Annotated in this window: 15 protein-coding genes; 12 read left to right on the top strand and 3 right to left on the bottom strand. The window is 73.8% G+C overall.

The window, feature by feature from the left end:
- Positions 1 to 34: 34 nt before the first annotated feature.
- The 11 genes from ABFT23_RS20390 (at position 35) to ABFT23_RS20440 (ending at position 10564) form a co-directional block, all read left to right on the top strand.
- Positions 35 to 1315: a thymidine phosphorylase gene (locus ABFT23_RS20390; protein WP_347898548.1), complete on the top strand. Its 1281-nt coding sequence runs from the start codon at positions 35 to 37 to the stop codon at positions 1313 to 1315.
- A gap of 92 nt (positions 1316 to 1407) precedes the next feature.
- Positions 1408 to 2187 carry a hypothetical protein gene (locus ABFT23_RS20395; RefSeq protein WP_347898550.1) on the top strand — a complete coding sequence of 260 codons (780 nt, stop codon included), beginning with the start codon at positions 1408 to 1410 and terminating at the stop codon, positions 2185 to 2187.
- Positions 2184 to 2975: a hypothetical protein gene (locus ABFT23_RS20400; RefSeq protein ID WP_347898552.1), complete on the top strand. Its 792-nt coding sequence runs from the start codon at positions 2184 to 2186 to the stop codon at positions 2973 to 2975. Before ABFT23_RS20395 ends, ABFT23_RS20400 begins: the two co-directional genes overlap by 4 nt.
- Before the next feature lie 2 nt (positions 2976 to 2977).
- Positions 2978 to 4294, top strand: coding sequence for a CpaF family protein (locus ABFT23_RS20405; protein WP_347898553.1), 1317 nt, complete (start codon positions 2978 to 2980; stop codon positions 4292 to 4294).
- Positions 4291 to 5172 (top strand): type II secretion system F family protein, encoded by an 882-nt coding sequence (locus tag ABFT23_RS20410; RefSeq protein ID WP_347898555.1) that lies wholly within the window; start codon positions 4291 to 4293, stop codon positions 5170 to 5172. The genes ABFT23_RS20405 and ABFT23_RS20410 overlap by 4 nt, the downstream gene beginning before the upstream one ends.
- Positions 5169 to 6089, top strand: coding sequence for a type II secretion system F family protein (locus ABFT23_RS20415; protein WP_347898556.1), 921 nt, complete (start codon positions 5169 to 5171; stop codon positions 6087 to 6089). Before ABFT23_RS20410 ends, ABFT23_RS20415 begins: the two co-directional genes overlap by 4 nt.
- Positions 6090 to 6195: 106 nt before the next feature.
- A complete protein-coding gene (locus ABFT23_RS20420; protein ID WP_347898558.1) occupies positions 6196 to 6387 on the top strand; it encodes a TadE/TadG family type IV pilus assembly protein in 192 nt (63 codons plus the stop codon).
- Complete coding sequence (locus ABFT23_RS20425) at positions 6387 to 6791, top strand: TadE/TadG family type IV pilus assembly protein (protein WP_347898559.1); 405 nt, start codon at positions 6387 to 6389, stop codon at positions 6789 to 6791. Before ABFT23_RS20420 ends, ABFT23_RS20425 begins: the two co-directional genes overlap by 1 nt.
- Positions 6788 to 7228, top strand: a complete 441-nt coding sequence (locus ABFT23_RS20430) for a TadE/TadG family type IV pilus assembly protein (protein WP_347898561.1) — start codon at positions 6788 to 6790, stop codon at positions 7226 to 7228. The genes ABFT23_RS20425 and ABFT23_RS20430 overlap by 4 nt, the downstream gene beginning before the upstream one ends.
- Positions 7225 to 7656 (top strand): pilus assembly protein TadG-related protein, encoded by a 432-nt coding sequence (locus ABFT23_RS20435; protein WP_347898563.1) that lies wholly within the window; start codon positions 7225 to 7227, stop codon positions 7654 to 7656. The genes ABFT23_RS20430 and ABFT23_RS20435 overlap by 4 nt, the downstream gene beginning before the upstream one ends.
- Positions 7657 to 7690: 34 nt before the next feature.
- Positions 7691 to 10564, top strand: coding sequence for a bacterial transcriptional activator domain-containing protein (locus ABFT23_RS20440; protein WP_347898565.1), 2874 nt, complete (start codon positions 7691 to 7693; stop codon positions 10562 to 10564).
- Between the two features lie 144 nt (positions 10565 to 10708).
- Here ABFT23_RS20440 and ABFT23_RS20445 read toward each other — a convergent pair whose 3' ends face one another.
- The gene (locus tag ABFT23_RS20445) at positions 10709 to 11161 is read right to left on the bottom strand and encodes a MaoC family dehydratase (protein WP_347898567.1); all 453 of its coding nucleotides are present in this window, start codon (positions 11159 to 11161) and stop codon (positions 10709 to 10711) included.
- A gap of 57 nt (positions 11162 to 11218) precedes the next feature.
- Between ABFT23_RS20445 and ABFT23_RS20450 the strand changes: the two genes are divergently transcribed.
- Positions 11219 to 12310, top strand: a complete 1092-nt coding sequence (locus tag ABFT23_RS20450) for an adenosine deaminase (RefSeq protein ID WP_347898569.1) — start codon at positions 11219 to 11221, stop codon at positions 12308 to 12310.
- Here ABFT23_RS20450 and ABFT23_RS20455 read toward each other — a convergent pair.
- Both ABFT23_RS20455 and ABFT23_RS20460 read right to left on the bottom strand, forming a co-directional pair.
- Entirely contained in the window at positions 12270 to 12791 is a 522-nt protein-coding gene (locus tag ABFT23_RS20455) for a hypothetical protein (RefSeq protein WP_347898571.1), read from the bottom strand. The two genes, ABFT23_RS20450 and ABFT23_RS20455, sit on opposite strands and share 41 nt — an antisense overlap.
- Entirely contained in the window at positions 12788 to 13399 is a 612-nt protein-coding gene (locus tag ABFT23_RS20460; protein WP_347898572.1) for an ATP-binding protein, read from the bottom strand. The genes ABFT23_RS20455 and ABFT23_RS20460 overlap by 4 nt, the downstream gene beginning before the upstream one ends.
- Between the last annotated feature and the right edge of the window lie 3 nt (positions 13400 to 13402).

Raw genomic sequence — 13402 nt, forward strand, 5'->3', positions numbered from 1 at the left:
CGACCGGGCCGTCGGGCTGGGTAGGGTCGCGGCCATGACTCAGCACGACGCCGTCGAGGTGATCCTGGCCAAGCGCGATAGGGGCGAGCTGACCGACTCCCAGATCGACTGGGTGGTCGGCGCCTACACCCGCGGCGAGGTCGCCGACGAGCAGATGTCGGCCCTGGCGATGGCGATCCTGCTCAACGGCATGGAGCGCCGCGAGATCGCCCGCTGGACGGCGGCGATGATCGCCTCGGGCGAGCGCATGAACTTCTCCTCCCTGTCGCGGCCCACGGCCGACAAGCACTCCACCGGTGGCGTGGGCGACAAGATCACCCTGCCGCTCGCCCCGCTCGTCGCCGCGTGCGGTGTCGCCGTCCCGCAGCTGTCGGGCCGAGGTCTCGGCCACACGGGCGGCACGCTCGACAAGCTCGAGTCGATCCCCGGGTGGCGTGCGGCGCTGAGCAACGCCGAGATGCTCTCCCAGCTCGAGTCGGTCGGCGCGGTCATCTGCGCCGCCGGCGACGGCCTCGCGCCGGCCGACAAGAAGCTCTACGCGCTGCGCGACGTCACAGGCACCGTCGAGGCCATCCCGCTCATCGCCTCCTCGATCATGAGCAAGAAGATCGCCGAGGGCACCGGCACGCTCGTGCTCGACGTCAAGGTCGGCACCGGCGCCTTCATGAAGGACGCCGAGCGCGCCCGCGAGCTCGCCGAGGTGATGGTCGCGCTCGGCACCGACGCCGGCGTCCGCACCACCGCGCTGCTCACCGACATGTCGACCCCGCTCGGCCTCACCGCCGGCAACGCGATCGAGGTCGCCGAGTCGGTCGAGGTGCTCGCCGGTGGCGGACCCGCCGACGTCGTCGAGCTCACCCTCGCGCTGGCCCGCGAGATGCTCGCCGGAGCCGGCCGCGACGACGTCGACCCCGCCGACAAGCTCGCCGACGGCTCGGCCATGGACACCTGGAAGGCGATGATCCGCGCCCAGGACGGCGACCCCGACGCCGAGCTGCCGGTGGCGAAGGAGTCGCACGTCGTCACGGCGCCCTCGTCGGGGGTGCTCACCCGGCTCGACGCGATGGCCGTCGGCCTCGCCGCCTGGCGTCTCGGCGCGGGCCGCGCCCGCAAGGAGGACCCCGTGCAGGCCGGCGCCGGCGTCCGCTGGCACGCGCGGCCGGGCGACGTCGTCCGCGAGGGCGAGCCGCTGCTCACGCTGCTCACCGACACCCCCGAGCGCTTCGAACGGGCGCTCGTCTCGCTCCAGGACGGCTTCGACATCGACGGGCCCGGCGGGGCGTCGTCCGAGCTGGTCATCGACCGCGTGGGCTGACGACCGAGCGGGCTCCTATCATGTTTGCCCGTCGGCCCGGGTGGACACCGTGGGCTACGGAACCGAGCACCTGAGCAGGCGGGACGAACCTCTTGACCGACGTACAGCCCACCCCGGCCGACCGGCAGCGCGAGCGGGTCGCGCGACGCCAGAAGACGGCCAAGCAGCCCGACAAGGTCGGGCCACCTCGCCAGCGGCGTCCCGCCCTGGCCGCCCTGGCCGTGGCCCTGATCGTCGGCGGCGCCCTGGTCGCCGGGCTGCTCGCCGTCCGGCTCGACTCGCGCGAGACCGCCTACGCCGTGCGCGACGACGTCAACATCGCCGCCGGCCAGCCGCTCACCATGGCCGACCTCAAGGAGGTCCAGGTCTCCGCCGACGACCTGCGCCTGGTCACCGACGACGTCGCCGACGGACAGATCCGCCCGGGCGGCGTCTACGCCCGCGTGCCCATCCGCGGTGGCACGCTCCTCGACGTCGACATGCTGACCCGCGACCAGCCGGTCGACGAGGACCGGGCGGTCGTCTCGGTGCCCCTGACCGCCGACCTCACACCGGGGGAGTCGCAGCTGCAGATCGGCGACCTCGTGCAGGTGGTGCGCACCAGCGGCGGCGAGCAGGTGCCGGCCGAGCTGACCCAGGCGGTGGTGCTGGCCATCGAGAGCAGCTCCAACCTCAACGACCCCACCGCGACCGGGTCCCTGGTCCTGGAGGTGCCGCAGGAGGCGTCCCTGGTCGTCATCGACGCCGCCACGAACGACCGCGCCGGCGTGGCGCTCCTGCGCCGCGGCGTGCCCGAGGACTACGAGCTGGTCGTCGGCAACACCGAGCCCGTGCCCGGTGTGAGCACCGGCTCCGACGACGAGACGCCGTGACGACCCTCGCACTCGTCTCGGCCAAGGGCTCGCCCGGCACGACCATGGCGGCCCTGGCCCTCGCCGTCCAGTGGCCGCGCCCGGTCGCGGTCGTCGACGTCGACCCGGCCGGCGGCGACGTGCTCTACCGCGTGCGCGACGAGGCCGGTGGGCCCCTCGACCCCGACCGCGGCCTCCTCTCGATCGGTGCCGCGCTGCGCCGCGGCGCCGGCGAGACCACCCTGGCCGACCACCTGCAGGAGACCGCCTTCGGCTTCCCGGTGCTGTGCGGCGTCCCGTCGCCCGAGCAGCTGGCCGGCATCGGCGGAGCGTGGGTCCACCTGCCGCAGGTGCTCACGGACCACCCGGGCGACGTCCTGGTCGACGCCGGACGCATCACCACGAGCTCGCCGGTGATGGGCCTGGTCTCGCAGGCCGACGTCGTGTGTGCCGTCGTCCGGCCGGACCTCGAGGGCAGCGCCCACCTGCGCACCCTGCTGCGCTCGTTGCAGGCGCCGCTGCGCGTCGGCCAGGCCGGCGCCCCGCAGCTGTGCGTGCTCGCCGTCACCGCCTACAAGGACACCGCCGCCGTGCCCGACCTGCAGCGGCTGCTCGACCACGAGGGGCTGCCGGCCCGCGTCGTCGGGGCGCTGGCCCGCGACGACAAGGGTGCGCGGCTGCTCTCGTCTGCGCGTGTCGGTTCCGTGGCGCGCAGCGTGCTCGCCCGCTCGGCCATCGAGCCCGTCGAGCGGCTCGCCGCCACCCCGACCCGACAGCCCGGCCCGACCGGCCTGGCCGGAAGGAGCTGACCGTGGACCAGAAGCTCGTGCGCCAGCTGCGCGAGGAGGTCGCCGAGGTGCTGGCCCGCCAGCGCCGCGAGGACGCCGACAACGGGCTCCGGCCGATGTCGGCCGAGGACGAGCGCCAGTTCGCCCGTGCCGTCGTCAGCCGCGTCCTCGACTCCTACGCCCGGGCCGAGGTGCGGGCCGGACGCACCCCGCCGAGCCAGGACGAGGAGGCCCAGCTCGCCGAGGGCGTGCACTCGGCGCTGTTCGGCGTCGGCCGGCTGCAGCCGCTGCTCGACGACCCCGAGGTCGAGAACATCGACGTCAACGGCTTCGACCGGGTGTTCGTGGGCTACGCCGACGGCCGCGAGGAGATGGCCGCACCGATCGCCGAGTCCGACGACGAGCTGGTCGAGCTGGTGCAGATCCTGGGCGCCTACAGCGGCCTGACCTCGCGCTCCTTCGACACCGCCAACCCCCAGCTCGACATCCGCCTGCCCGACGGCTCGCGCATGTCGGCGGTCATGGGCGTGTGCCAGCGGCCGTCGCTGTCGATCCGCCGCGCGCGCCTGTCACGGGTCAGCCTCGACACCCTCGTCGGCTACGGCACGCTGTCGCCCGATCTCGCCGCGATGCTCTCGGCCGCGGTGCGGGCCCGCAAGAACATCATGATCGCCGGGGCCACCAACGCCGGCAAGACGACCATGCTGCGCGCCCTGGCCAACGAGATCGAGCCCAACGAGCGCCTGGTCACGGTCGAACGGGCGCTCGAGCTCGGCCTCGGCGAGTTCGCCGATCTGCACCCCAACGTCGTCGCGTTCGAGGAGCGCCTGCCCAACGCCGAGGGTCTCGGTGCCATCGGCATGGCCGACCTCGTGCGGCGCTCGCTGCGCATGAACCCCTCGCGCGTCATCGTCGGCGAGGTGCTCGGCGACGAGATCGTCACGATGCTCAACGCCATGAGCCAGGGCAACGACGGCTCGCTGTCGACGATCCACGCCAACTCCTCGGCCGAGGTCTTCAACCGCATCTGCACCTACGCCATCCAGTCCGTCGAGCGACTGCCGGCCGAGGCCACGATGATGCTGATCGGCGGTGCCATCGACTTCGTGCTGTTCGTCGAGCGGGTCAACGACTTCGCCGACGGCGGGCGGCTGCGCCGCATGGTCACCTCGGTGCGCGAGGTCAACGGCGTCGACGGCCAGGTGCTCTCCAGCGAGGTCTACGCCCGCGGGGCAGACGGCGTCGCCGTTCCGGCCGCCGCGATCTCGTGCCTGCCCGAGCTCGAGGCCGTCGGCTACGTGCCGGGGGCCGCGGCCACCTGGCTGGAGCCGGTGTCGTGACCCTCACCTTCGACATCGTGCTGATCGTCCTGGCCGGGGGAGTGGCGGCCGGCGGCATCGTGCTGCTGGTCGCTGCGCTGACCCCGCGCGCCCCAGGCGAGGTGGCCGAGGCCCCCTCGCGGATGCTCGACGACCTCAAGGGTGCGGGTCAGCGCACCCCGGTGGCGGTCGTGGCCGCGCTCGCGACCCTGGTCCTCACCCGGTGGGTGGTCGCCGCGGCGGCCGTCCTGGCGCTCGTGCTGCTGTGGGACCGGTTGTTCGGCGGGGGGCGCGAGGCGCGACTCGGCGTGGCACGCATCGAGGCGCTCGCGGCCTGGACCGAGTCCCTGCGTGACACCGTCGCCGGCGCGGTCGGGCTCGAGCAGGCCATCCCGTCGACCGTGCACGCCGCCGGCGCCGTCATCACCACCGAGCTGCAGACGCTGAGCGACCGCCTGCGGGTGCGGGTGCCGCTGCCCGAGGCGCTGCAGCGCTTCGCCGACGAGCTCGACGACAGCAGCGCCGACCTCATCGTCGCCGCGCTGATCCTCAACGCCCGGCTGCGCGGCCCTGGACTCCGCGGCGTGCTCACCTCGCTGGCCGCGGCCGCCCGGGCCGAGCTCGAGATGCGCCAGCGCATCAACGCCGGACGTCGCAGCACCCAGCGCTCGGTCCAGATCGTCGTGGGCGTCACCGTCGCCTTCGTGGTCGGGCTGCGCATCTTCAACCCCAGCTATGTCGAGCCCTACGGCACCCCGCTGGGCCAGGTCATGCTGCTCGTCGTCATGGCCTGCTTCGCCGCCGGCATCTTCTGGCTGCGGCGCCTGGCCAAGTTCGAGGCGCCGGAGCGGTTCCTGCGCACGCGCGCCCGCACCGAGACCGTGGGCGAGCTGCGATGACCTTGACCATCGTGCTGCTGGCCGGCGGCGTGTGCGGGGCCGGCGTCCTGCTCGCCGTCCGGCTGCTCATGCAGGCGCCTCTGTCCGGCCCCGTGGCCCTGGCGCGGTTCGACTCCCGCCTCGCCCGCGGACGACGCGAGGCCGGGCTCACGGCCGACCGTCGCCACCAGGACGAGTCCACCCGCATGCGCCGGCTCGGCGCCCGCGTCGGCGACACCCTCGACGACCGCGGGGTGCTGTTGCCGCCCAAGCTGCAGGCCCAGCTCGCGCTCGTGGGCACGTCGCGCGAGGCGTTCCTGGCCCAGTGCGTCGTCAGCGGGCTGGTGTGCTTCGTCGCCCCGGTCATCGCGCTCGGGCCGATCACCGCGCTCGGCATCCTGACGCCGACGATCCCGCTGTGGCTGATGGTGCTCGGTGGCCTCCTCGGTCTGCTGCTGCCCGCCGTCCAGGTCGCCGGCAAGGCCGACGACCGTCGCCGCGGCTTCCGGCACGTGCTCAGCTCGTTCCTCGACCTGGTCGCGATGAACCTCGCGGGCGGGCGCGGCGTCCCTGAGGCCCTGCAGACGGCCAGCTCGATCTCCGACGGCTGGGCGATGGTGCGCATCCGCGACTCCCTGCAGGCCGCCCGGCTGCAGGGCAGCACGCCGTGGGAGGCGCTGGGCGCCCTCGGCGACGAGCTCGACATCGACGAGCTGCGCGACCTCGCCGCGGCGCTCGCGCTGGTGGCCGAGGACGGCGCCAAGGTCCGTGACTCGCTGACCGCGCGGGCCGACTCGCTGCGCCGCAAGGAGCTCGCCGACGCCGAGGGCCGGGCCGCCGCGCGCTCGCAGTCGATGCTGGTCGCCCAGCTCCTGCTGTGCGTCGGCTTCCTGCTCTTCCTCATCTTCCCGGCGATCGCACGAGTCCTGGGAATCTGAGGCCGGCCCGCCATGGCCTAGGCTGAACCAGTTCGTGACGACTGGGTTTAGACCGCGGCCACGACGGCCAAGATCACGCTAGACCTACGACCCCGGGGAGAACGACATGCCGCCCGAGCTGCACCACGTGTACCTGATGCTGACCGGTTTCCAGGCCCGCTTGCGCCACGAGCAGCGCGGCGCCACCGCCGTCGAGTGGGTGATCATCACCGCCGTCCTGATCGCGCTGGCCACCGGCATCGGCGTCGCCATCACGGCCGTCGTCAAGGGCAAGGCCGACTCGATCAAGATCGACTGATGCTCGCGTCCCTGGCCCGTCGCCGCGACGACCGGGGCGCCTCATCGGTGGAGCTGGTGATGTACACGCCGCTCCTCATGTTCGTGATCTTCCTGGCGGTGCAGTTCTCGCTGGTCTACCTGGGCAACCAGGCAGCAAGCGCGGTCGCCCGCGAGACCGCCCGCGCCGTGCGGGTCAGCGAGGGCGACCAGGGCCGCGGCCGATCCGTCGGCATGCAGTACGCCGGCAACATCGGCGGCGGCGTGCTCGAGGACGTCGACATCCAGATCCAGCTGCTCGACGGCGGCACCCGCGTGCGGGTCACGGTGAGCGGGCGCGCCCAGGAGATCTCGCCCGTCGGGGTACCGCGGGTGAGCGAGACCATCGAGGGCCCGATTGAGCGCTTCGTCCAAGGAGCCCCGTGAGCACGCCGTCCCGGGCGACCGTGGCCCGTGTGCGGCGACGCGGCGAGCGCGGCTCGATGGCCGTCGAGGTCGTGCTGCTCATCCCGGTGCTGTTCCTGTTCGTCCTGCTGATCGTCATGCTCGGGCGCTACGTGGCGGTGCGTGGCGACGTCGACGCCACCGCGCGCGACGCCGCCCGCGCGGCCTCGCTGGAACCCTCGCGCCAGGCCGCAGACGCAGCGGCACGCAGCATCGTCAACGCCTCGCTCGACAGCGAGACCACCTGCGGGCCGGGCGGCATCGACGTCCAGCTCGACTGGCGCCCCGAGGGTCAGGTGACCGTGGAGCTCAACTGCACGGTGTCGTTCGAGGGGCTCGGCCTGATCGGGGTGCCGGGCACCGTCGGCGTCGGTGGCTCCAGCTCGATCCCCCTCGACCCCTACCGGAGCTACTCGTGAACGCGATCGTCCGCCGCCTGCGCGAGCGCCGCCGGTGCGGTGAGCGCGGCGCGATCTCGGCCTTCGTCGTCGGCATCACCGTCACGCTGCTCGCCGTGGCCGGACTCGTGGTCGACGGCGGCAACGCCCTCAACGCCCGCATGCAGCTTGCCGACGAGGTCGAGCAGGCCGCCCGGGCCGGCGCCCAGGCGATCGACCAGGGCGCCCTGCGCAACGGTGGGCGGGTCGTCATCAACGAGAGCCAGGCCCGGGCCCGGGCCACCTCGTTCCTCGTCCAACGTGGCTACACCGTCACCGGGTTCGCCATCGACGGGACCTCGGTCACCGTCAGCGCGCGCGACACCGTGGCCGCCCAGCTGCTCACGCTCGTCGGGGTCGGCGACTTCACCGTCAACGCCACCGCCACGGCCGAGGCCCAGTCCCAGTGACCACGTCCCCCGACCCGACCTGTGAGGTGTCCAGGTGACCCAGGCTCCGCCCCCACCCCCTCCTGCCTCGCCGCCGCCCCCGCCGGCGACGCGCGGTCCCGAGCGGTTCGCGGCGCCCGTCGCGGCGGCGCCGACGACGCCCTGGACCAAGGTGCTCGGCGCCGCCGTCGCGCTGCTCGTGCTGGTCGTCGGCGTCCCGGTGCTGATGTGGGTCTTCACCGGCCCGCCGCCGTTCCCCGACGGCTTCCCCGGTCGCGACGAGCTGACCTCGCCCATCGACACCGACACGCTCCTCGCCGTCCTGCGTGCGGTGGTGTGGCTGGCGTGGCTGCAGTTCGCGATCTGCACGGTGGTCGAGGTGATGGCCGCGCTCCGGGGCGGCCAGCTGGCCCGCCCGCTCCCGTTGTCCGGTCCTTCACAGGGCCTGGCCCGTGCGCTCGTCGGCACCCTGCTCATCGGCTCGACCCTGCTCGGTGCCGTCGGCACCGGCTCCGCGGCCTCGGCCACCTCGCCCGAGCCGGGCGACTCGCGGCCCGAGGCCGCCCCCACCTCGGCCGTCGTCGCGCAGCAGGTGCGCGAGAGCATCGCCGAGTCCGTGCAGGCCACCGCCGACGTGGAGCAGGCCCCGCGCCACCAGGCCGGCGACCACGTGCCCGGCGTGCCGCCCTCGATGACCGACGTCGTCGGCAAGAAGGTCGTCGTCGTCCAGCCGCCCGACGGGCACTACCACGACAACCTCTGGGACATCGCCGAGCGCCACCTCGGCGACGGCCGCCGCTGGCAGGAGGTCTACGACCTCAACAAGGGACGCGACCAGCCCGACGGCGGCGAGCTGGTCATCGGCCGGCTCATCCAGCCCGGCTGGGTGTTGGTCATGCCCGACGACGCCGTCGACGCCCCGCGGGTGGGTGCCGTCGCCGCGATCGCCACGACCCAGCAGAGCGCCGACCTCGACAAGGCCGGTCCCCAGCAGGGCCGCAACACCCCCGTCACCGCCACCGGCGTGGCCGCCGAGGCGGGGGTGGCCTCGGTCGCCGACTCGTCGTGGGACGAGCCGGCACCCGCTGCCGACGAGTCCGATGCGACCGAGCAGGCCGCCGACCGGGCGTCGTCCGACGACGGCTGGGCCGTCGAGGAGTTCGTGGGCGGCGGGCTGCTCGCCGCCATGCTCGCCGCCGCCGTCGCCGCCGAGCGCCGACGCCGGCGCACCCGGCTCGAGCACGCCCACCGCGAGACCGAGGTCGTGCTACGGGCCGGGGCCGACCCCGGCCGCGTCGACCGCATCGACCGGGCCCTGCGTTCGCTGAGCGCGCACTGCCGCGTTCACCGGGTGCCGCTGCCGCAGATCTACGCCGCCACCGTCGACGACACCCGCCTCGACCTGCGCATCGCCCCGCCCCTCGACACGGCACCGGCGCCGTGGGTCGTGCTCGACGGCGGCAGCACGTGGCGCCTGCCGGCCGAGGCCGAGCTGCCCGACGACCGGGGGCACGCGCCCTATCCCGGCCTCGTCTGCTTCGGCCGCGGCGACGACGGCGCCGACGTGCTCGTCGACCTCGAGGCCGTCGGCGGCGTCCTCGCGCTCAGCGGGTCGGCCCACGTGGCCCGGCAGGTCGTCTCCGCGATCGCCGCGCAGCTGGCCACCGTGCCCTGGGCCGACGCCCAGGTCGTGCACGGCTACGACCTGCCCGCCGCCCTCGGCCCGGTGGCGGGCGACGTCCTCCGCCCGGTCGCCGACCTCGGCGCCATGGTCTCGGGGTGGGCGGCATCGCCGCCGGGTCGACCGGCTCAGGAGGTGCTCGGCGGCCGGCTCGGACGTCGTCCGGGTGTGCAGCCGCAGTACCTGCTGCTCGGCTCGCTGCCCGACGACACCGCCCGCGACGCCGTCGGGGCGCTGGGAGCCGGTGGCACCCGCGGGGTCGGCATCGTCTCGGCGATGCCCGTGCCCGGAGCGCGCTGGCGCGTGCACGTCGACGACACGGGCCGGCTCACCATCCCGCTGCTCGACATCGACGTCCGCGCCGTGCGCCTGACCGATCCCACCGTCGAGTCGCTGGCCGACCTGTTCGGGCGCGCCCGGTCCGAGGCGGTCACGGTCGACGGCCCGCGCGCCGCGGTGCCCGACCCGCTGCGGTCGGGCTCCGACACCGAGTGGCGCCTCGCCGAGATCGCCGTGGGCGTGCTCGGCCCCGCCGTCGTCCGGGCGCCCGGCCCGATCGACCCGGCCCGTGTCGAGATCGCCACCGAGATCGTCACCTTCCTCGCCCTCCAGGACGCGCCCGTGCACCCCAGCGTGCTGGGGGCCTCGATCTGGCCGCGCGGCGTCACCCCCGAGGTGCGCGACGCGACGATCGAGCGGGTGCGCACCTGGCTCGGCACCGTCGACGGCGCCCACGCGCTCGGGCAGGACGAGGAGGGGCGGCTCTTCCTCGCCGAGGCCGTGCGGGTCGACTGGTACGCATTCTGCACGCTGCTGCAGGAGTCCCGGGGGGCGGGGGTCGCCGACGAGCGCGAGCTCGTCGCCCGCGCGCTCCGTCTCGTGCGCGGCCGTCTGCTCGAGGGCCACCCCGGCCATCGCTACTCGTGGCTGCCGCGCACCTCGATCGACGACCTCAGCGCGATGATGGTCGTCGACGCCGCTCACCGGCTCGCCGTCCTGTCGTTCGACGACGACCCCGAGGGTGCCGCAGCCGCCAGCCGAGCCGGCCTCCGGCTCGCGCCGGAGTCGCAGGTGCTGTGGCGCGACCTGCTGGTCGCCGAGTTCCGCCGCGAGGAGGGCGCGGGTGCCGCCGCCGCGGTGGAGGAGATGGTCACCGAGCTCGACCGGCACGGCGTCCCCCTCGACGCCGAGACCGAGGCGCTCGTGCACGACCTGCTGCCCGAGTCGGACCTCGCGGGCTCGAGCTGACCCGCGCTGATCGAGGTGCGAGGTCGCCTGCGACCTCGCCTCGAGATCTCTGGCCTCGGGCACCCGAGCCTGGGTGGAGGGGTCTCGGGGCTCCTCGCCGGGCTCGTCGCACCTCGACCAGCGTCGACCGTCGGTCGACGGAGGTCAGGGGAGCAGGACGACGACCATCTCGGCCACGCAGGCCGGCTTGTCGACGCCGTCGATCTCGATGACGTGCTTCATGGTGACCTGCTTGCCGGCCGGGAGGTCGTCGACGGCGACCAGCGTGACGCGGTCGCGGATGCGCTGGCCGACCTTCACCGGGGTGGGGAAGCGGACCTTGTTGAGGCCGTAGTTGAGCTTGGCGCCCGGGGTCTCGAAGGTGAAGACCGACGTGCCGAGGTGGGGGATGAGCGAGAGCGTCAGGTAGCCGTGGGCGATCGGGCCGCCGAAGGGGCCGTCGTTCGCGCGTTCGACGTCGACGTGGATCCACTGGTGGTCGTCGGTGGCGTCGGCGAACAGGTCGACCCGGTCCTGGGTGACCTCGAGCCACTCACCGGCACCGAGCTCGTCACCGACGGCGTCGGCGACCTCGTCGAGGGTGCTGAACGTGCGCATGCCTGGGGACCTCCGTGGAGTGCGGGAACCTGCCGGACGGGTGGTTGGATGAACCGCATGGAACCTACACGCGAGCAGGTGCGCACGGCGCCCAAGGTCCTGTTGCACGACCACCTCGACGGCGGGCTCCGTCCGGCCACGATCCTCGAGCTCGCGGCCGAGATCGGGCACGAGCTGCCGACCAGCGAGAGCGCCGAGGCGCTGGGCGCCTGGTTCGCCGAGGCCGCCGACTCCGGCTCGCTCGAGCGCTACCTCGAGACCTTCGACCACACCGTCGCCGTCATGCAGAACGGGCCGGCCATCGCTCGCGTGGCACGCGAGTGCGTCGAGGACCTCGCCGCCGACGGCGTCGTCTACGCCGAGATCCGCTACGCCCCCGAGCAGCACGTCGAGCAGGGGCTCACCCTCGACGAGGTCGTCGCCGCCGTCCAGGAGGGGTTCGAGGCCGGCGTCGCCGCGGCCGCCGCGGCCGGCCGCACGATCGTCGTCCGGCAGCTGTTGACGGCGATGCGCCACGCGGCCCGGTCGATGGAGATCGCCGAGCTCGCCATCGCCTGGCGCGACCGCGGCGTGGCCGGCTTCGACATCGCCGGTGCCGAGGCGGGCTTCCCGCCCACCCGTCACCTCGACGCCTTCGAGTACCTCCAGCGCGAGAACTCGCACTTCACCATCCACGCCGGCGAGGCCTTCGGGCTGCCGTCGATCTGGCAGGCGATCCAGTGGTGCGGGGCCGATCGGCTCGGTCACGGCGTCCGGATCATCGACGACATCACGATCGCCGACGACGGCAACGTCGAGCTGGGCCGGCTCGCCTCCTACGTGCGCGACAAGCGCATCCCGCTGGAGATGTGCCCGGCGTCCAACGTGCAGACCGGCGCGGCCACGAGCATCGCCGAGCACCCCATCGGGCTGCTCACGCGGCTGCGGTTCCGGGTCACGGTCAACACCGACAACCGGCTGATGAGCGGCACCTCGATGACCGACGAGATGACCGCGCTCGTCGAGGCGTTCGGCTACGGGTTCTCCGACCTGCAGTGGTTCACCATCAACGCGATGAAGTCCGCCTTCCTGCCGTTCCGCGAGCGGCTCGCGATCATCGACGGGGTGATCAAGCCGGGCTACGCGGCGTTGATGGCCGGGACGGCGTGACGGCGAACCACCGGGTGGTCCACCGTCGGAAGTCGGTGAGGTCGACGACCCGTCCGCGGGCCGGGTCGTAGACCCGGACCGCGTCGTCGGAGCCCGGGGCGCCCGGGTCGACGACCAGCACGACGTGGCGGGGGAGCAGTGCGCTGCCCACGTAGACGGCACTGAGCCGTTCGACCGGACGCACCGTCGTCCGGAAACGGACGAGGCGGGTGCGGTGGCGGCGTCCGGTGATCGCGGTCAGCGCCCGCGCGACCGCCCAGGGCGGCGTGCCGATGAAGCGCGGCCACGGCACCTGCCACCCGGCCTCGGGACGGAACGAGGTCAGCTCGCGATGGCGGCGGAGCACCTCGCGTCCGAACGACTCCTGGACGGCGACGCGGTCGGCGTAGGCGGGATCGGCCAGCGCTGCCGCCATGGTGACGCTCGCCGCGCCGCACGAGCGCTGGTCGGGCTGCTTCAGCCGGGCGGCGAGCGGGTTCACCGGATGCTGTGTCCGGTCATCTGGGCGATCTCGGCGGCGGCCTTCACCGGCGTCATCGGCCGGCAGCCGAGCGACACGGCGTGGGCGACGACGCCGCGCTGGGCCCGCATGAGCGCGAACCCGCGGCGCACGAGCACCAGAGGCGGCTTGCGGTGCTCGCGCAGGTCGCGCGTGAGTCGACGCCAGAAGGTGACCGCGGGGCGCTGCGTGACGCACAGCGCGTCGGCGAGCAGCCCGGCCTCGCGGGCCCGGGGCACGACCTCCTGGGCGAAGATGCCCTCGGCCACGAAGTAGGCCTCACCGTGGAGGTCGAGGTTCTGCCGGCCGGTGCGGGTGCTCGTGGGGATGTCGTAGACCGGCACGTCGCCCTGGCCGTGCAGGCACAGGTGCTCGATCGCCGCGAGAGCGTCGTCGCACAGCCACGAGTCTGGGTGGTCCCAGTCGACGAGGCCTGCGTTGGCGCCGTCGGTGATGAGCGGGAGCGTCGGGTCGCCGACGTCCTTGTAGAAGTCGTCGAGCCGGAGCACCGGCAGGCCCAGCCGTTCGGCGAGGCGGGACTTGCCGGACCCGCTGGGCCCGGCGAGCACGATGACCTGCGCCGTGGTCACCCG

The sequence above is a fragment of the Nocardioides secundeburneus genome (assembly GCF_039939255.1).
Lineage (GTDB): Bacteria > Actinomycetota > Actinomycetes > Propionibacteriales > Nocardioidaceae > Nocardioides.